General features: G+C 73.5%; 19 protein-coding genes. All 19 read right to left on the reverse strand.

Annotated features, from left to right (window positions below; translation table 11 throughout):
* Positions 1-68: 68 nt before the first annotated feature.
* Positions 69-854, reverse strand: a complete 786-nt coding sequence (gene sctT / locus ACG04Q_RS04140) for a type III secretion system export apparatus subunit SctT (protein WP_394509568.1) — start codon at positions 852-854, stop codon at positions 69-71.
* On the reverse strand, positions 854-1129 hold the full coding sequence (sctS, locus tag ACG04Q_RS04145) for a type III secretion system export apparatus subunit SctS (protein WP_394509569.1): 276 nt from the start codon (positions 1127-1129) through the stop codon (positions 854-856). The genes sctT and sctS overlap by 1 nt, the downstream gene beginning before the upstream one ends.
* 127 nt (positions 1130-1256) lie before the next feature.
* Positions 1257-1916 carry a type III secretion system export apparatus subunit SctR gene (sctR, locus tag ACG04Q_RS04150; RefSeq protein WP_394509570.1) on the reverse strand — a complete coding sequence of 220 codons (660 nt, stop codon included), beginning with the start codon at positions 1914-1916 and terminating at the stop codon, positions 1257-1259.
* Positions 1916-2599: a hypothetical protein gene (locus tag ACG04Q_RS04155; protein WP_394509571.1), complete on the reverse strand. Its 684-nt coding sequence runs from the start codon at positions 2597-2599 to the stop codon at positions 1916-1918. Before ACG04Q_RS04155 ends, sctR begins: the two co-directional genes overlap by 1 nt.
* Positions 2600-2858: 259 nt before the next feature.
* Entirely contained in the window at positions 2859-3500 is a 642-nt protein-coding gene (locus ACG04Q_RS04160; RefSeq protein WP_394509572.1) for a response regulator transcription factor, read from the reverse strand.
* Positions 3497-4558, reverse strand: a complete 1062-nt coding sequence (locus tag ACG04Q_RS04165) for a sensor histidine kinase (RefSeq protein WP_394509573.1) — start codon at positions 4556-4558, stop codon at positions 3497-3499. Before ACG04Q_RS04165 ends, ACG04Q_RS04160 begins: the two co-directional genes overlap by 4 nt.
* A complete protein-coding gene (locus ACG04Q_RS04170; RefSeq protein ID WP_394509574.1) occupies positions 4555-5436 on the reverse strand; it encodes a hypothetical protein in 882 nt (293 codons plus the stop codon). The genes ACG04Q_RS04165 and ACG04Q_RS04170 overlap by 4 nt, the downstream gene beginning before the upstream one ends.
* Positions 5433-5975 carry a hypothetical protein gene (locus ACG04Q_RS04175; protein WP_394509575.1) on the reverse strand — a complete coding sequence of 181 codons (543 nt, stop codon included), beginning with the start codon at positions 5973-5975 and terminating at the stop codon, positions 5433-5435. The genes ACG04Q_RS04170 and ACG04Q_RS04175 overlap by 4 nt, the downstream gene beginning before the upstream one ends.
* A gap of 10 nt (positions 5976-5985) precedes the next feature.
* Positions 5986-6462, reverse strand: a complete 477-nt coding sequence (locus tag ACG04Q_RS04180) for a hypothetical protein (protein WP_394509576.1) — start codon at positions 6460-6462, stop codon at positions 5986-5988.
* Positions 6459-7865, reverse strand: a complete 1407-nt coding sequence (locus tag ACG04Q_RS04185; RefSeq protein WP_394509577.1) for a FliI/YscN family ATPase — start codon at positions 7863-7865, stop codon at positions 6459-6461. The genes ACG04Q_RS04180 and ACG04Q_RS04185 overlap by 4 nt, the downstream gene beginning before the upstream one ends.
* Positions 7866-7912: 47 nt before the next feature.
* Positions 7913-8548 carry a FliH/SctL family protein gene (locus ACG04Q_RS04190; protein WP_394509578.1) on the reverse strand — a complete coding sequence of 212 codons (636 nt, stop codon included), beginning with the start codon at positions 8546-8548 and terminating at the stop codon, positions 7913-7915.
* The gene (locus ACG04Q_RS04195; RefSeq protein ID WP_394509579.1) at positions 8545-9060 is read right to left on the reverse strand and encodes a hypothetical protein; all 516 of its coding nucleotides are present in this window, start codon (positions 9058-9060) and stop codon (positions 8545-8547) included. Before ACG04Q_RS04195 ends, ACG04Q_RS04190 begins: the two co-directional genes overlap by 4 nt.
* Positions 9053-9790, reverse strand: a complete 738-nt coding sequence (gene sctJ, locus ACG04Q_RS04200) for a type III secretion system inner membrane ring lipoprotein SctJ (RefSeq protein WP_394509580.1) — start codon at positions 9788-9790, stop codon at positions 9053-9055. The genes ACG04Q_RS04195 and sctJ overlap by 8 nt, the downstream gene beginning before the upstream one ends.
* Positions 9790-10191, reverse strand: coding sequence for a hypothetical protein (locus tag ACG04Q_RS04205; protein ID WP_394509581.1), 402 nt, complete (start codon positions 10189-10191; stop codon positions 9790-9792). Before ACG04Q_RS04205 ends, sctJ begins: the two co-directional genes overlap by 1 nt.
* Entirely contained in the window at positions 10191-10481 is a 291-nt protein-coding gene (locus ACG04Q_RS04210; RefSeq protein ID WP_394509582.1) for a hypothetical protein, read from the reverse strand. Before ACG04Q_RS04210 ends, ACG04Q_RS04205 begins: the two co-directional genes overlap by 1 nt.
* Positions 10482-10512: 31 nt before the next feature.
* Positions 10513-11505 carry a SctD/MshK family protein gene (locus tag ACG04Q_RS04215; RefSeq protein ID WP_394509583.1) on the reverse strand — a complete coding sequence of 331 codons (993 nt, stop codon included), beginning with the start codon at positions 11503-11505 and terminating at the stop codon, positions 10513-10515.
* A 5-nt stretch (positions 11506-11510) separates the two neighbouring features.
* A complete protein-coding gene (gene sctC / locus ACG04Q_RS04220) occupies positions 11511-13310 on the reverse strand; it encodes a type III secretion system outer membrane ring subunit SctC (protein WP_394509584.1) in 1800 nt (599 codons plus the stop codon).
* Entirely contained in the window at positions 13307-15289 is a 1983-nt protein-coding gene (locus ACG04Q_RS04225) for an FHIPEP family type III secretion protein (RefSeq protein ID WP_394509585.1), read from the reverse strand. Before ACG04Q_RS04225 ends, sctC begins: the two co-directional genes overlap by 4 nt.
* On the reverse strand, positions 15286-15990 hold the full coding sequence (locus ACG04Q_RS04230) for a lytic transglycosylase domain-containing protein (RefSeq protein ID WP_394509586.1): 705 nt from the start codon (positions 15988-15990) through the stop codon (positions 15286-15288). The genes ACG04Q_RS04225 and ACG04Q_RS04230 overlap by 4 nt, the downstream gene beginning before the upstream one ends.
* Positions 15991-16052 lie beyond the last annotated feature (62 nt).

Below are 16052 nucleotides of genomic sequence, written 5' to 3' on the forward strand. Positions count from 1 at the left end.
GCGCGGGGCAATTGCGGGCGCCGCTATTGCGGCTGATGGCGGCGCTAGGGTCGGCCGCAGTCGGCGGGTCAAGCGAACAGCCGCCGCAGCACGTCGCGCACGATGCCCGGCCGCGCCAGCAGGTCCTCGTTCAGCAGTGCCACCAGGCCGCCCAGCTGCAGCAGCAGCACGAGGTGGCCCACCACGGCCTTCAGCGACATCGACAGGCTGAACACGTTGAGCTGCTGCGCGAAGCGGTTGACCAGGCCCAGCACGCCGTCCACCAGGTACAGCAGCACCAGTGACGGCGCGGCAATCATCAGCGCCAGGCGCAGCATGCGGCCCAGCTCGGCCTCGAACGCGAGCCGGCCGGCCGGCAGCAGCTGCCAGCTGCCGTGCAGCGGCCACATCGCGAAGCTGTCCAGCAGCGTAGCGGCGAACAGCAGGAAGCCGCCGCAGGCCATGAACACCCAGCTCGCCAGCCGCGCCAGGAAGGCGCCGGTCAGCGAGGTCTGGTGGCCCGACAGCGGGTCCATCACCTGCGCCTGCGTGGCGCCCACCTTGTTGTCGATGAGCTGGCCCGCCATCTCGAACGACCACATCATGCCGGCGTACAGGAAGCCCAGCCCCGCGCCCAGCAGGGCCTCGCGGCCGTACAGCTGGGCCCACTGCCAGCCGCCCAGCGCCATGGGCTTGATGTCCTGCACCAGCAGGCCCAGCAGCCCCAGCGCCAGGAACATGGCGTTGCGGATCAGCGCGGGGATGAGGTCCTGCGTGAACAGCGGCACCAGCAGCAACGCCACCGACACCCGCATCGTGCACAGGCCCATCATCAGCGCGGCGTCGGTGGGGTGACCGAGCCAGAACTCCAGCATCAGCGGTTGATCCTGACGAGGCCGGGGAACTCGCTGAACACCTTGTCCCCCAGCCGGTACAGGCTGCCGCCCAGCAGCGCGGCGGTGATGAAGAGCGTGACGACGATGGCGAAGAACTTGGCCACGTACTGCACCGTCTGCTCCTGCAGCTGCGTGGCCGCCTGGATGAAGGCGATCAGCAGGCCGACGACGGCCGCCACGAGGATGGGCGGCGCCGACAGCAGCAGCACCAGCCACAGCGCCTGCTGCGTGAGTTGGATGACTTCGCTGTTCACGTCGGTTCCATTCGAGAAGTGTTTCGGGCCGAGCGCCGGGCCGCCTGGCGATGTGCTTGCCGGTCAATCCGGCAAGCATCGCCATCCCCTCGGGGGATAGGCCAAGGTAAGCCTTGGACGAGGGGCCTCATGTCTGGTAGGTCAGCACGAGGCCGTGGGTGAGCTTGACCCAGCCGTCGATCAGCACGAACAGCAGCAGCTTGAACGGCAGCGACACGGTGGTGGGCGACAGCATCTGCATGCCCATGGCCATCAGGATGTTGGCGATGACGAGGTCGATGACGAGGAAGGGCAGGAAGATCAGGAAGCCGATCTCGAACGCCACCGTCAGCTCGCTGACCGTGAAGGCCGGCACGATGACGAGGAAGTCGCGCTCGGTCAGCGCCTGGGCCTGCTCGGGCTTGAGGCTGCGCTGCGCGGTCTTCAGGAAGAACGTGCGCTCCAGCGGCCGGCTGTGCCTGATGAGGAAGTCGCGCAGCGGCTCCTTGGCGGTGTCGGCCGCGGCGACGAGCTGGCTGGTGGACGCCTTGGACGTGGCGGGCATGTCCGCCAGCCGCTCCTGCATCTGCACGCCCACCGGGTACATCACGTAGACGCTGAGGATCAGCGCCAGGCCGTTCATGACGACGTTGGGCGGCACCTGCTGCAGGCCCATCGCGTTGCGCAGCAGGCTGAGCACGACGACCAGCTTCGTGAACGACGTGACCATGACGGCCACGAACGGCGCCAGCGCCAGCAGGACGACGGTGATGAGGGCCGAGGCCGGGGTGAAGGTGCTGAGATCCATCAGACGGAGTCGATTCGCATGGCGTGCCCGGTACCCCAGGGCAGCAGGCGGCCGCGGGCGCGCACGACGTCGGGTTGCGCGGTGTGGATGAGCTGGCAGGCCACAGGGGCGAACGGCGCTGGGGCGCCCCAGCCCAGCACGGTCTCCAGCGCGAGGGGTTGCTCCCAGCGCGCCACCAGCTGCCACGGCAGCTCGTCGGCGCCTGCCACCTCGGCGCGTGCGCGCAGGCGCTGTGCCGCGGGGGCTTCCAGCAGCAGCAGGCCGCCGGGTTCGAGCGCGGCCAGGTCGTCATCGCCGAGCGACCATTGAGCCAGCACGCATTCGGCCGGCACGGGCTCCCACAGCAGGCCGGGCACGTCGGGCGCGGTGGGCAGCGCACGCAACGCCGGCCACGGCAGCGCGAGCCGGGCCTCGGCCGCGAGCCCATGCCAGCGGGCCTGGGCGACCCCGGGTGACTCAACGCGGTCGACGTCCAGCCACTGCCACGGCGCGTCCACCACGAGGCCGGCCGCGGCCAGCGCATCCAGCAGCTCGCCGGCCAGGTCCAGCACCACGGCCGCCTCGGCCGCGCAGGGCGGCAGCTCGCCCGGCGCGACGTCATCGGCACGGATGGCCAGGTGCGCCGGCCCGCTGGTGAATTGCCAGTGGGTCGCGCGGGCAAACGCCTGCGGGATCGAGCTCATCTCGGTTCTCCCTGTTCACAAGGGATGCCCGCGCATTCGGGCCGAGCGCCGTGCCGCCCCAAGCCGGCCCGGCGGGCGATGTGCGGGCGGCTCAATGCCGCGCGCATCGCCGTCCCCTCGGGGGCTGAGGCCGGACCCGGCAAGTCCCGTGGACTTGCCGTGCCTGCCGACGAGCAGCCGCTTCGTCGGCTGCGCGGTCTGCAAGACCGACTGGGCTGGCCCGCGTTCAGCGGGGCAAGACCGGGCGAGGGGCTCACAGTCATGCCCGGCGGCTGACCATCATGCGGGTCAGCTCCGTCACCGAGCGGCACTTCATCTTGCGCATGCCGCGCGAGCGGTACAGCTCCACGCTCTTCAGCGACAGCTTGATCTCGTCGGCGATGTGCTTGTTCATCAGCCCCTTGACGACCAGCGACAGCACCTGGCGCTCGCGCGGCGACAGCAGCTGCAGCCGGCGCTCGAACTCCTCGCGCGAGCCTTCCACGTCGGTGTCGTCGCCCAGGTCCACGTCGGTGGGGGCAAAGGCGCGGTCCAGCGCCGCGCTGAGCGCCGCGTCGTCCAGCGGCTTCTCCAGCAGCGACACCGCGCCGCGCTTCTGCATCGCGGCCACGGCCAGCGGCACGTCGGCATGGCCGCTCATGTAGATGACGGGCAGGTGGATGCCGCGCTCGCGCAGCGCGTCGTGCAGGTCCAGCCCCGACAGCTCGGGCATGCGCACGTCCAGCATCAGGCAGGTGGACTCGGGCCAGGTGGTGCCCACGGCCACACGGGCCAGCGACTGCAGCGCGTCGCGCGGGTCGCCCCAGTCGCGCACCTGGCAGCCGAAGCCTTCCAGCCAGAAGCGCAGCGAGTCACGGAACTCGTGGTTGTCGTCCACCACGTAGATCTGGCGAGGGGTCATGCGGTCTTCTCCAAGGTCGGGGGCGTTGCGGCGGCCAGCACCGGCAACGCGAAATGGAAGCAGCAGCCGCCCGCGTCGCGCCGCGTGAACCAGAGGCGCCCCTGGTGCATCTCGATCAGCGAGCGGCAGATGGACAGGCCCAGCCCCATGCCGTTGGGCTTGGTGGAGCTGAACGGCAGGAACAGCCTGGCTTCGGTCTGCGGCGTGATGCCGGGGCCGTTGTCGCCCACGCGCAGCTCGGCGCGGCCGGCCTCCACGCGCAGCTCGATGTCGATGAGCGGTGCGTCCGGCCGGTCCAGCCGCAGCGCGTCGAGCGCGTTGCGCAGCAGGTTGATGAGCACCTGCTGCAGCATCACGGCGTCGCCCTGCACGGGCACGGGCGCGTCGGGCAGGCGCAGCGCCAGCTGCACGGCCTCGCGCTGCAGGTCCCAGTCCAGCAGCGCCAGGCTCTGGTGCACCAGCGCGCCCAGGTCCAGCCGCTCGGCCTTGGGCTGGCGCGACTGCGTGTACTCGCGCACGCGGCCGATGATCTGGCTGGCGTACGCAATCTGCGCCACGGCCTTGTCCAGCGCGGCGAGTTCGTCGGTGCTGTCGGGGTGGCGGCGCGCCAGGCGCAGCTTCAGGCCGCGCAGCAGGTTGGCCGTGGCGCCGATAGGCTGGTTCAGCTCGTGGGCCAGCACGCTGCCCATCTCGCTGACGGTCAGCGAGCGCGACGTGAACAGCAGGCCTTCGCGGTCGTCGAGCTGGCGCTGCAGGTGGTGCAGCCGCTCGCGGTCGTCCACCAGGCGCAGCAGCACGTGGCGCGCATCCAGCGCCACGCGCTGGGCCAGGTACTCGCCGCTGACGCCGCAGCGGCGGCGCTCGCCCAGCGGCGCGGCCAGCGCGCTGGCCAGGCCCTGCAGCGCCTGCGCCCAGTCGGCTGCCAGCCCGCCGGCGTCGCCGGGCAGCAGCGCCTGCATGGGCGCGTTCAGCGCGACGAGGAACTCGCCGTCCAGCACGGCCAGCGCGTCGTCCAGATCGCCCAGCGCATGCAGCAGGTCGGTGTCAAAGCGGTTCATGCAGGCTCCCGCGGCCACAGCGCGTCGTTGCACAACAGCCAGGTCAGCGACGGCCGCGCACCCAGCAGCCCGCGCAGGCTGGCGCTGGACGGGGCCTGCACCAGCACCTCGGCCCACTGCGCGATGCCGGGCGCGGTGCCGTCCAGCCGCAGCTCGCAGCTCACCTGGCCCGGCACCGGCCGCTGTGCGCCGGCCAGCTCGCGCAGCGTGCGCGGGCGGCCCTGCGCGCCCAGGCCCAGCCGCACGGCCCACCAGCGCTCGCCGGTGGCCGGGCGCGCCTGGCGCCAGCGCGCGGGCCAGCGCCGCCAGCACCAGCTGGCGCCGTCACGGCTGGGCTGCAGGCTGGCCAGGCCCACCGGGCTGGCCAGCAGCACCGGCAGGCCGGCGCGCCAGGCCTGCAGCGCCGGCCGCAGCGACGCGGCGGAAGCGGGTGCCTCGGCCGCGTCGCGCAGCCGGGCCAGCAGCGCCTGGGCCCAGGCGGGAATGTCCTCGGCCGGCGCCGGCGCGTGCGCGTCGGGCTCGGCGGGCGATGCATCCGCCGTGTCGTCCTCACCTGCCGCGGCAAACAGCGCGCGCCACGCGGCGGCGTCCTGCACGCGCCAGCGCAGCTCGGGGCCTTGCTGCAGCGCCAGCGGCGTCAGCAGCGCGGGTGCCAGCGGCTGCACCGCGGCCGCAGCGTCCGGCGCCTGCGCGAGCAGGGTGGACGGCGGCGCGGCGCTGGCCTCGCCGATCGGGCCGGGCAGCGACAACGCCGCCTGCGGCAGCTCCGGCGCCTGCGCCAGCGCCGCCACCTCGGCCTCGCTGGCGGCAGCGGCCTGCAGCCACGCCTGCACGGACTCGGCGGGATTGATGGCCTGGATGGCCGCGATGCCGCTCATGGCTGCACCTCGTCGACGCGGCGCAGCCGCCCGGCCACGGCCGGCTGCAGGCGTGAGGACAGCACATCGTGGCCGGTGTCGCGCAGGCGCTTGTCCAGGTCGGCCAGCTGACGCCGCGCCTGCGGCTGCAGCACGGCCGGCACGCGCAGGTCCAGCAGCAGCGGCGCCTGCGGCTGAGCCTGCTCCACGCGCAGCTGCCAGCCAGCGCCGGCCGACGGCAGCTCGACCTGCCACACCCGCTGCGGCGCGGCCGGTGTCTGCGCCAGCAGCGCCTGCACGCGCTGCACGGTGGGCGTGGGCGGCAGCGCCGCGGCGGCCGGCACGTCGGGCGGCGGCGCGGGCAACCGGGGGGCGTCACCACGCGGGCCCACGGGCAGCAGCGGTGGCTCGGGCTGCGGCTCCTGCGCCTGGGTGCGCAGGTAGGCGCCGCGCCAATCCTGCTCGGTGGTGCCGGCTTCGGGCGGCGTCTCGTCGAACGCGGCACCGGGCTGGGCCTGGCGCAGCAGCGCGCCCAGCGACGAGGAGAACAGGGACAGCATCACGGCGTTGTCAGTGCAAGGTGCGGAAGACCTCTTCGGCCTCCAGTTCGGCAGCCTGCTCGCGGGTCTGCAGCCGCTGGCGGCGCTGCTCGCTGACCGTGGCGTCCACGGCGCTTTCGCGGGCCTGGGCGCGGGCCAGCTCGCCACGGCAGCGGGCCACGCCGGTCTGCGCCTGCTGCAGCGCCTCCTGGTCGTCCAGCAGCGCGTACTCGTCGCGCTCGAGCTGCTCCGCCAGCAGGTCACGGTGAGCCTGCAGCTGCGCGTTCCAGCGCGGCATGTCGGCGCTGCCGGCGCGGCCCCAGTGCTGCGCCAGCGCGTCCAGCCGCGCGCGGCCCTGCGCGATGCGCAGCTCGCGCGCGTCGACGGCCGCGCGCGCCTCGCGCTCGGCATCCAGCGCGCGGGCCAGCGCCTGGCGCGCGCGCTGCACACGCAGCTGGCGCAGGCGCAGCCACTGGCGCGCATCGGCATCGGGCAACAGGGGGCTCATGACACGATCTCCCGCAGGTGCTGCAGGCAGCCGTCCCAGTCGGCGGGCTCGTGCGAGCCCTGCTGCAGCAAGGCCTTGATCTGCGGCATGCGCTCGATGGCCTGGTCGGCCAGCGGGTCGCTGCCGGCCTGGTACTCGCCCACGCGCAACAGGAACTCGACCTCCTTGTACCGCGCCATCAGTGCACGCAGCTGGGCCGCGTCGCGCTGCTGATCGGCCGACGTGACGCGCGTGAACACCCGGCTGGCGCTGGCCAGCACGTCGATGGCCGGGTAGTGCTGCGCCTGCGCCAGCGCGCGCGACAGCACGAAATGGCCGTCGAGGATGGAGCGCACCTCCTCGGCCACGGGGTCGCTGCCTTCCTCATCCTCGGCCAGCACCGTGTAGAACGCGGTGATGCTGCCGTGCGCATCGTTGCCGGCGCGCTCGAACAGCCGCGGCAGCTCGGCGAACACCGACGGCGGGTAGCCGCGGCGCACGGCGGGCTCGTGGGCGGCCAGGCCCAGCTCGCGCAGGCCGCGCGCGAAGCGCGTGACCGAATCCATCATCAGCACGACGCGCGCGCCCTGCGCGCGGAAGCCCTCGGCGATGGCCGTCGCCGCATGCGCCGCGCGCACCCGCTCCAGCGCCGGCCGGTCGGACGTGGACACGACCACGACCGAGCGCGCCAGGCCGTCGGCGCCAAGGCTGTCGTCCAGGAATTCGCGCACCTCGCGGCCGCGCTCGCCGATGAGGCCGATGACGTTGACCTCGGCGCGCGTGCTGCGCGCCAGCATGCCCAGCAGCGTCGACTTGCCGCCGCCGGCCATCGCAAAGATGCCCACGCGCTGGCCTTCGCCCACCGTCAGCAGCGCATCGATGGCGCGCACGCCGCACACCAGCGGCTCGTGCACGGGGCGGCGCTGCAGCGGCGGCGGCGCGTCGCGGTACAGCGGCACGCGCGGCAGCGCGTCCAGCGGCGGGCCACCATCCAGCGGCTGGCCGAAGGCGTCGATGACGCGGCCCAGCAGCCCCGGCCCGCTGGGCAGCTGGGTCATCTCGTGCAGCACCTCCACCGCGGCACCCACCGGCACGCCCTGCAGCGAACCGAGCGGCGCCAGCACGGCCTCGTGGCCCTGGAAGCCGATGACCTCGGCCAGCAGGCCCGGCTCATGCGGCTGCTGCGCGTCGAACACGCGGCAGCTCTGGCCCACGCGCGCCTGCACGCCCGTTGCGCGCATCAACGTACCGCCCGCCTGCACGACGCGGCCCAGCGTGGCGACGGTGCGCACGCGCTGCAGGCTGCGGCGCAGGTCGTCGAGGCCTTTCTCCGCATCACGGCCCGAAGCTGCGGGCCGAGCGCCGGGCCGCTCCCAGGCCGGCCCGCCTGGGGCGATGTGCTTGCCGGGCGATCCGGCAAGCATCGCTGTCCCCTCGGGGGACCGGCCAAGGTACTCCCTGGACGCGGGGCTCACGCAATGCTCCAGGTGCGCGCCAGCCGCTGGACCTGCGTCTGCAGGCCGGCATCGGCGCTGCCGAACTCGGTGGTCAGGCGGCAGTCGGTCTCGGCCAGGTCGGCGTCGGCCAGCAGTTCGGCGCCGGCCAGGCCGGCCTTGTCGTCGGCATCCACGGCCTGCAGCGCGGCGCGCAGGCCGGCGAGCTGGCTGGGGTGCACGTGCAGCCGCCACGTGCGCGCGGGCAGCAGCTCGCGGGCGGCCTGCGCCGCCAGCCGCGCCACGCGCTCCTGCGCAGGCAGCTCGCCCAGCAGCTTCTGGAACACGGCCAGCGCGAGGCCGGCCACGTCCTGCTGCAGCCGCTCGCGCTGCTGCTCCTGCAGCCGGGCCAGCCGCGCGACCTCATCGGCCCGCTGCGCATGGGACTGCGCCTCGGCCTGTGCCAACCCTTGCGCCAGGCCCTCGGCGCGGGCCTGCGCGCAGGCAGCTTCGACGCGCGCCTGCTCCTGCGCCAGCAGCGCGTGCAGCGCGTCCAGCACCTGCTGCGCCTGCTGCAGTGCCGGCACCTCGGCGGCACGCAGCACACGGCGATCCGACGCGATGCCGACGCGCGCCTGCGGGTCACGGTGCCAGAGCAGGAAGCTGTGGTTCATGCAGCCACCCGTTCACGCAGGGCCAGCGTCTCGCGCAGCACGGCCAGCGCCGTGGCCTGCGGCATGACCCACGCGGCCACGGGCCCCAGCCGGCGGCTGGCCGCGTGGCGCAGCGAGCCGTGCGGCAGGCCGGCCAGCAGCACGGCGGCACCGGCCTCGGTGAATTGCTGGCCCAGGCCCTGCGGCGTCGTCACTTCGGGCCAGTCGGCCAGGCTGGCGGGCAGGCCGTCGGGCAAGCCGGGCCAGTCGGGCGCGCTGCGCAGCGCACGCCACCAAGGCGCGCCCAGCGTCGAGCGCGCCAGTTCGCGCAACGGCCCGGCAATCCACAGCCGCAGCGCCGGCGCGGCCAGCACGGAGCCGCAGCGCAGCGCCAGCACCAGCAGCTCGGCACGCTCCAGCGCCAGCCACGCCGGTGCGGCGTCCAGCTGCGCCCAGGTCAGCGAGCGGGCCTCGACGGGCGCGTCGGCCAGCAGGCTGCGGGCCACGCGGGCGCGCGTCTGCCGGTCAGTCATCGCCCGCTCCCTGCAGCGCCGGCTGCGCCGCGGGCTGGTCTGCCGCGCGGCGGCGGCGCCATGCCAGCCAGCCCGCGGTGCCCAGGCTGGCCGCGCCCAGCGTGATGGCCAGCGCCAGCACGGCGGTGGGCTGCCCGTCGGGCACCGGCGCGGCCACCGGCGTCGGCTCGGCCGCGAACGCGACGACCGACACGCTCTCGTAGGGCAGGCCCTCGACGCTGTTGACGACCAGCGCGCGCACCTTGGGCAGCAGCGCATCGACGTTGAGGCCGGCGCGGTGCCTGATCATCACGGAGGCGGACGAGGGCTGCACCTTGTCGGACAGCGGGTGCCGCTCGGGCACCACCAGCGTCACCCGCGCCTGCAGCACGCCGTCGATGCTGGTCAGCGTGTGCGACAGCTCCTGCGACAGCGCATGCATCAGCCGCGCTCGCTCCTCCACGGGCGTGGAGACGAAGCCCTCGCGCTTGAAGACCTTGCCGAGGCTGTCGAAGTCTTCGCGCGGCAGGCCCTGCGCCTTCAGGATCTGCACGGCGCGGGCGAAGTCGCCCTCGGAGGTCTGCACCTCGAAGCCATCTTCCTTGGCCCGCTTCTGCGCGGGCACGCCGGCCAGCCGCAGCGCCGAGACCATGTCGTTGGCCTGGCGCTCGTCGAGCTTGGCGTAGAGGGTCTGGTCGCCGCAGGCGCTGAGCAGCAGCGCGAGGGCGAGCGCGGGCAGGCTGCGTTTCATCAGGATTGCTGTCTGAAGAGTTGCTGCAGGCCCTCGGACGTCCGGTTGGCGATGTTGGACGTGAGCTGGCAATGGAACATGAACTCCTGGCAGCGCACGGTCAGGTTGACCAGCTCGCCGGGCGTCAGCGTCTGGCCGGAGGCGGCAGCCACGCGGGCGTCGCGGCCGAGGGACGCTGCCTCGGCGTTGATGTGCTCCAGCGGCTGCACGATGCGCTGCATGGCCTGCGTGGACGCCTCGCTGGCGCGCACGTCCAGGCGCTGCAGCGCGCCGGCCATGGCACGCTCGAAGCCGGCCGCATCGGCGGGCGGCCCGCCCAGCAGCTGCAGGCCGGACAGCGAGGCGCCTGCGCCCAGCTGCACGTCCTGCACCGGGGCTGCGATGGCGAGGCCGGGCGTCATCACTGCTTGCGGGCCATGGTTTCGAGCGCGGAGCCGACCGTGGACACGGCCGTGTGCGAGCTGCTGGCCAGGAAGCTCATCTTCAGCGACATGGCCGTCAGCTCGGTGATGTCGGCCGGCTTGTCGCCGCCGGCGCCGACCGCGGCGGACTTGGTCTCGATGTCGCCGGCCTGCTTGTCCAGGGCCTGGCCCCAGGCATCGGCCATGGCTTCGAACCAGGACCCGCCGGTCTTGCCGCCGGTGCTGCCGGCGGGCGTGGTGGCGAGGGCGTTGAGAAGGGTGTTGGACATGGAAATCTCCTTGTGTGGAGGGGTGGAGGGTTCAGAGCACGAGCCGGGTGCGCTGGCCGTCGCGCTCGACGATGACGGCGCGCTCGACGATCTGCACGACGCGATGGCCGCTGGGCAGCAGCGCGCCGCTGAAGTAGCGGCTGCCGTCGGCGGTGACGAAGTAGGGGCTGTCGGCGTTGTCGACGACGGCGACCAGGCGCTTGGCGGGGTCGTCCGGCACGGCCGCGGGAGCGGTGGCCACGGGGGCGGGGGGCTGGTTGTCCAGCTGCAGCACGGGCAGGCGCGGGATGTCGCGGCGCGCCGCGGCCGCGGCGGCCTGCACGCGGGCCGGGTCGCGCTCCTGGGTGTGCAGCACCAGCACGCCGTCGGGCGCCAGGCTGGCCTGGGCCTTGATGCCGTGCAGGCGGAACAGGTCGACGACGCCGGCCACCGGGTCGGGCGCCGGGGCCGCAACGGCGGCCGGCGCCGGCAGCGCGTTGGCAATGGCCTGGCCGGCCTGGCGCAGCGTGAGGCCTTGCGTGGCCACGTAGACGCCACCCACCAGCATGGTGACGCCCAGCACCGCCAGCGCCCCCTCAAGGGCCGGATGGTGGCGCACGGGCGCGGCGGCGCGGGCGGGCTCGCGCGGGCCGGCCAGCAGCGCGGGGCCGTCGTGCATGACGGGCTCGGGCCAGTCTTCCTCGTCGACCGGTCCGTAGGCGACGAGGTTGTCGCCCAGCTGCAGCGGCTGCCCCGGCGCCCAGGGGTGAACCTCGGTGCCGGGCGAGATCGGCCGGTCGGCCAGCACGGCGACGCCGGACACCAGCTGCAGGCCCACCCGGCCCCGCGCGGCGGGCACCATGCGCGCCTGGAAGTCCACCTGGCTGGCCAGCAGGATGTCGGCGAACTGGGTGTCGCCCTGGTTGGCGGTGCTGTAGGCGCACACGACAAGCGCCTGCTCGGGGTCCAGCCGCGCGCGGGCGCCCTTCTGGCGGCCGGCCAGCACGCGCAGTTCCAGCGCCATGGTCTGTGACGGGTGGGGCATGGCGGTCACTCCTGCGCGGGGGCGGCGGCCACGGGCGCAGCCGGGTTGGGCAGCGGCTGGCGGGCCTTCTCCATCACGTCGGCGGCGGCCTTGCTGCTGGCCAGCCGCGGCGTGATGAGGAACATGCGCTCGATGCGCTGGCCGCCCTTGCGCTGCGTCTTGAAGAGGTTGCCCAGCAGCGGGATGTCGCCCAGCACGGGCACCTTGTCGACGCCCGCGGACGAGCTGTCGCGCACCATGCCGCCGATGAGCAGGCTCTCGCCCTCGGAGATCAGTGCCTGCGTGTTGATGCCGGAGCGCTCGACGATGGGCAGCTGGTCCACGCTCTGGCCGGTCAGGCCGCCGTCCTCGATCTGCACCAGCAGCTTGATGCGCGGCACGCCGTCGGCGTCCCTGTCGTCCTTGAAGACATGCGGCGTCACGCGCAGCCGCGTGCCGGCGGTGACGTTGAAGAGGTCCACCTCCTCGCGGCCGGCCACGCGCACGTAGTAGGTCGAGCTGTTGTCGAACACGGCCTCGACGTTGGACAGCGTGACGACCTGCGGGCTGCTGACGACCTTGGCCGCGCCGTCGCTCTGCAGCGCGGCGATGCGGGCGACGAAGGGGTAGCGGTCGCCGATGACGGCGGAGATGACGCCGCCACGGGCAGCGGGCGTCACGTCCTGCTGGCCGTTGAGGCGGTTGTCGCTGGCCGTGCCGTTGCCGAACATCAGGCTGGACAGGCCGTGGTTGTAGCGCCAGTTGATGCCCAGCTCGCGCAGGCGGTCGGTGTTGATGTCGATGATGGTGGCCTCGATCTCCAGCGACTGCGGCTCGACGTCCAGCGACTTGATGAGCGCGGCATAACGCTCCAGCCGCTCGGGCAGGTCGCGCACGATGACGGCGTTCAGGCGCGGGTCGGCCTCGATGCGGGGGGCGAAGTCGTTGGGCGCTTGCTCGCCAGCCTCGGGCTGCGCCGGCGCGGCGTAGCCGGCCTGGCTGAGCGCGGCCACCAGCGTCTCGGTGCCGCGCACGCCGGGCGCGGCCTCGTCCACGAGGCCCAGCGTCGTGGTGCCGCGGGCCGCCCCGCCGCGCAGGCGCTGGCTGCCCTGCGCGCGGGCGGGGTCGGCGGCCTGCGTGATGCGCGGGCGCTGCGGCTGGCCCACCAGCGAGCGCAGGATGCTGGCCACGCCGGGCAGCGTGGTCTGCTGGCCGCCGAAGCTCATCGGCACGTCCTGCGCCCACGCGTAGCGCAGGTGGAAGATGCGGTAGTCGGGCAGCGGCTGCTGCTGTGGCACCGGGGCCCAGCTGTTCATGGCCACGGCAGCCGTCGTCGGGCGTACCTGGCGCACCAGCTCGTCCACCTGCTGCACGAAGCGGCGGGCGCCCACCGCCAGCAGCGCGCCGTCGTCGCCGAACTTCAGCGTGTTGCGCGCGTCCGGCAGCTGCAGCGCCTGCGCGGCGCGCTGGACCTGCGCGGACGCGGCCGGCGACAGCAGCCAGCTGCGCGTCTGCGTCTCGCTGGCGGGCGCGATGTAGAGCACGCCGCCGTCGTAGTAGCTGAGCAGGTTGTAGGCGCGGCCGAGGTCGCGCAGCAGCTTGGCCGGCGAGCCCTCGAAGCGGCCGTTGACCTGGCCTTGCACGCCGGTGGCGACGACCGGAATGTCGCTGCCGGAGAACAGGCTCTGCAGGAACTGTTCAAGGGGCTGGTCGCGCGCCTCCAGCTTGAGCGGGCGCAGGCCCTCGGGCAGCGGGGCGGCCGGCGACGGCACGGCTTGGGCCAGCAGCAGCGTGGCGGCTGCCGCGAATCGGAGGTGGGCGGTCATGCGGCGAGCAGGGCGGCCTGGGGGGGCTCGTCCAGTGAGGTGTGCCCCGGCGGGGGCAGGTGGTGCAGCGGCGTGAGCCGCAGCGTGGGCAGCAGTTCGTGGAAGGACAGCACCGGCGTATCGAAGCAGTCCGTCTCGATGAGCTTGCGCAGGTGCCAGCGCAGGTCGATGGCGCAGACGACGGCCTGGGGCCGCAGCTCGGTGATGCGCTCGCGCAGCGCGGCCGTCAGCCGCTGCGCATGCTCGGGCGCGATGGCCAGCTGCGCGACGCCGCCGTTGACGTGCAGGTTCTGGCGCAGCAGCGCCTCCAGCTCGGGCGTCAGCAGCAGCGCGCGCAGCTCGCCGTCGGGGCAGATGCGGTGGTGCGTCTGGCGGCGCAGCGCGATGCGCGTCATCTCGGTCAGCGCCTGCACGTCCTTCTCGCGCTGGCTGGCCTCAGCCAGCGCTTCGAGGATGTCGCGCAGGTTGCGGATGGAGACGGCCTCCGACGCGAGCCGGCGCAGCACCTCGGTGACCTTCTGCACCGGCAGCGCGCGCAGCACTTCCTTGACGACGTCGGCGAGGTCGGCCTGCGCGCGCGTCAGCAGCTCGCTGGTCTCCTGGATGCCGATGAACAGCGCCGCGTGGCGGCGCAGCGCGTCGCGCACCTGCTCGGCCAGCGCGACCGCATCGGTGGCCTGTGCGCCGTCGGCCAGCGGCACCTCGTGGGCCAGCAGCCGCCAGCCGTCGCGGCCCACACGGCCATGCAGCGCCACGCGTGGCAGCGGCAGGCCCTGGTCCAGCTGCAGCTCGTCCAGCATGCGCTCGACAGCGCGCGTGGCCGCCACGCCGCCGTCGGCCAGCAGCCGCTGCGGCAGCTCCAGCAGCAGCGGCACCGACGGGCGTACCCGCGGCTGCGCCGTCTTCAGCGCGGCCGGTTCGGTGCGCGCGTGCTGGCGCTTGGGCAGGCGCTCGGCCAGCCAGTCGCGGCCCCAGTCGCTGAGCATGACGCCGGCCACGCCGAACACCAGCGCCAGGACGCCGAACACCACCGGTGGGAAGCCCGGCACCAGCGCCAGCATCAGGCAGATGGCCGCGGCCATCAGGTGCACGCGCGGCTTGGCGCCCAGCTGCTTGCGGATGGCGTCGCCGAGATGGCGGTCGTGCTCGTCGTCGTTGGTGCGCGTGACGAGCAGGCCGGCAGCCATCGCGCCCAGCAGCGCCGGGATCTGCGCCACCATGCCCTCGCCGATGGTGAGGATGGAGTAGCGGTGCACCGCGTCGGCCATGCTGAGGTCCTGCTGCAGCACGCCGATGGCCAGGCCGCCCAGCAGGTTGATGAGGATGATGACTATGCCGGCGATGGCATCGCCCTTGACGAACTTCATCGCGCCGTCGAGGCTGCCGTGCAGCTTGCTTTCCATCTCCAGCGTGCGGCGGCGGCGCTTGGCCTCGTCCTTGTCGATGAGGCCGGAGCGCAGGTCGGAGTCGATGGACAGCTGCTTGCCCGGCATCGCGTCCAGCGAGAAGCGCGCCGCCACCTCCGCCACGCGCTCGGCGCCCTTGGCGATGACGATGAACTGCACCACGGTGATGATGAGGAACACCACCAGGCCCACGACGAGGTTGCCGCCTGCGACCATCTTGCCGAACGTGGCGATGATGTGGCCGCCGTCGGCATGCAGCAGGATGAGCCGCGTGGTGGCGATGGACAGCGCCAGCCGGAACAGCGTCGTCATCAGCAGCACGCTGGGAAACACCGAGAACTCCAGCGGCCCGGCGACGTAGACGGCGATGAGAAGCAGCACCAGCCCCGAGGCGATGTTGACGGCCACCAGCAGGTCGATGAGCCACAGCGGCAGCGGCAGCACCATCAGCGCCACGATGGCGACGATGCCGGCAACGAGGAACAGGTCGCTGAAGCGCGCGATGAGGCCCTCGCGCGGCAGGTCGGCCGCGGCGAAGTAGCCGGACAGGCCGTCACGCTTGAGCGCGCTCATGACCAGGCCCCCAGCCGGCGGCGCAGCTCGGCGTAGACGGCCAGCACGTTGCGCACGTAGGCCTGCGTCTCGGCGAACGGCGGTACGCGGCGGCCATGGCGCTCCACGGCGCCCTCGCCGGCGTTGTAGGCCGCCAGCACCAGCGCCAGGTCGTTGCCGAAGCGGGCCTGCAGCTGCTTCAGGTACCGGGCCGACGCCTCCAGGTTGGCCTGCGGCGTCAGCAGCTGGCGTTCGGCATCGGCCACGCCCAGGCCGCGGCCGGTGGCCGGCATGACCTGCATCAGCCCGCGCGCGCCGGCCGGAGAAATGGCCTGGCTCTGATGGCGCGACTCGATGTGCGCCACGGCGTGCAGCAGCAGCGGGTCGATGTCGTGGCGCTGCGCGACGTCGGCCATCAGCGGCGCCAGCGCGCGCACGCGGGCCTGGCCGGCCGGGTCTTTTGCGGACAGCAGCACGGGTGGCTTCGGCGCCGCAGGCGGCACCGGCGTGGCCACCACGGGTGGCGGCTGCGGCGCCGCGTCGGCCTCGTCACCCGGCAGCGGCGCCGTGGCCGCGCGGCGGCGCACCAGCGTCGTCGCGCACAGCCGCCGGGCCAGCACGAAGCCGTCGCCGGCAGGCGCTGCAGCCAGCAGATCTTCCGCAGAGGCGGCCGGGCAGCCCGCGCCAGCCCACGCGCCGACCGGCACGAGGCCTAACGCCATCGTCGCCGTGAGCTTGCGGATCCGTCGAAGTCCAAGCACCTGGTTGCCCCTGTTCCAAAACC

Origin of the sequence: Pelomonas lactea, assembly GCF_043555885.1 — a bacterium.
Lineage (GTDB): Bacteria > Pseudomonadota > Gammaproteobacteria > Burkholderiales > Burkholderiaceae_C > Pelomonas > Pelomonas lactea.

Excerpts from the sequence above, each read along its gene's own strand:
- ACG04Q_RS04185 (WP_394509577.1), bottom strand. The coding sequence starts at position 7,865 with ATGCTTGCCGGATCGCCCGGCAAGCACATCGCCCCAGGCGGGCCGGCC.
- ACG04Q_RS04205 (WP_394509581.1), bottom strand. The coding sequence starts at position 10,191 with ATGACGCCCGGCCTCGCCATCGCAGCCCCGGTGCAGGACGTGCAGCTG.
- ACG04Q_RS04215 (WP_394509583.1), bottom strand. The coding sequence starts at position 11,505 with ATGCCCCACCCGTCACAGACCATGGCGCTGGAACTGCGCGTGCTGGCC.
- ACG04Q_RS04190 (WP_394509578.1), bottom strand. The coding sequence starts at position 8,548 with ATGAACCACAGCTTCCTGCTCTGGCACCGTGACCCGCAGGCGCGCGTC.
- sctR (WP_394509570.1), bottom strand. The coding sequence starts at position 1,916 with ATGGATCTCAGCACCTTCACCCCGGCCTCGGCCCTCATCACCGTCGTC.
- ACG04Q_RS04195 (WP_394509579.1), bottom strand. The coding sequence starts at position 9,060 with ATGACTGACCGGCAGACGCGCGCCCGCGTGGCCCGCAGCCTGCTGGCC.
- ACG04Q_RS04210 (WP_394509582.1), bottom strand. The coding sequence starts at position 10,481 with ATGTCCAACACCCTTCTCAACGCCCTCGCCACCACGCCCGCCGGCAGC.
- ACG04Q_RS04160 (WP_394509572.1), bottom strand. The coding sequence starts at position 3,500 with ATGACCCCTCGCCAGATCTACGTGGTGGACGACAACCACGAGTTCCGT.
- ACG04Q_RS04165 (WP_394509573.1), bottom strand. The coding sequence starts at position 4,558 with ATGAACCGCTTTGACACCGACCTGCTGCATGCGCTGGGCGATCTGGAC.
- ACG04Q_RS04180 (WP_394509576.1), bottom strand. The coding sequence starts at position 6,462 with ATGAGCCCCCTGTTGCCCGATGCCGATGCGCGCCAGTGGCTGCGCCTG.
- sctT (WP_394509568.1), bottom strand. The coding sequence starts at position 854 with ATGCTGGAGTTCTGGCTCGGTCACCCCACCGACGCCGCGCTGATGATG.
- ACG04Q_RS04225 (WP_394509585.1), bottom strand. The coding sequence starts at position 15,289 with ATGAGCGCGCTCAAGCGTGACGGCCTGTCCGGCTACTTCGCCGCGGCC.
- sctJ (WP_394509580.1), bottom strand. The coding sequence starts at position 9,790 with ATGAAACGCAGCCTGCCCGCGCTCGCCCTCGCGCTGCTGCTCAGCGCC.
- sctC (WP_394509584.1), bottom strand. The coding sequence starts at position 13,310 with ATGACCGCCCACCTCCGATTCGCGGCAGCCGCCACGCTGCTGCTGGCC.
- ACG04Q_RS04170 (WP_394509574.1), bottom strand. The coding sequence starts at position 5,436 with ATGAGCGGCATCGCGGCCATCCAGGCCATCAATCCCGCCGAGTCCGTG.
- ACG04Q_RS04230 (WP_394509586.1), bottom strand. The coding sequence starts at position 15,990 with ATGGCGTTAGGCCTCGTGCCGGTCGGCGCGTGGGCTGGCGCGGGCTGC.
- ACG04Q_RS04175 (WP_394509575.1), bottom strand. The coding sequence starts at position 5,975 with ATGCTGTCCCTGTTCTCCTCGTCGCTGGGCGCGCTGCTGCGCCAGGCC.
- ACG04Q_RS04155 (WP_394509571.1), bottom strand. The coding sequence starts at position 2,599 with ATGAGCTCGATCCCGCAGGCGTTTGCCCGCGCGACCCACTGGCAATTC.